This window comes from Arthrobacter sp. 10L430 (assembly GCF_056395245.1).
The window spans coordinates 1-392 of sequence record NZ_JBFTJD010000083.1 but is presented as its reverse complement, the minus strand read 5'-3'; the positions used below and the strand labels follow the sequence as shown (position 1 = coordinate 392).

Sequence of the window (392 nt, the reverse complement as noted above, 5' to 3'; positions counted from 1 at the left end):
TGTTCGTATTGGTCGGTGGTGGCGAAGATTTCCAGGTGGTGGAGGCCGCGGCGGGGCCGGCGGGTGAAGGCGCCTTGGCGGTGGCGGAGTTCTTCTTCGCTGGGTTCGGTGCCGTCCTGGTCGATGGCGTCGGTCCAGCGGTGGGCGATGCGGAGCAGGAAGTCGTGGTCGTTCTCCAGGGCGGTGCGGTTCAGGGCGGCCTCCATGGTGTGGAGGGTCGCGGGGTCGGTGATGGGGCGGGCCTTGTCCAGGGCGGTGGTGATGATGGTTCCGGCGCGGGAGGCGATGGTCCCGGCGGCGAGGTTCGCGGCGGTCTGTTCGCAGGCGGGGGGCATGGGGTGGGCGTTGAGGCCGGTGCGGGGCAGCACGGCCGCGGCGAGGGCGAGCCGGCG

Annotated in this window: 1 protein-coding gene; it reads right to left on the bottom strand. The window is 72.2% G+C overall.

What is annotated here, in order from left to right:
* The coding region (locus AC1DDG_RS21770; RefSeq protein ID WP_476877707.1) for a DUF222 domain-containing protein at positions 1-392 on the bottom strand (392 nt) is incomplete at both ends.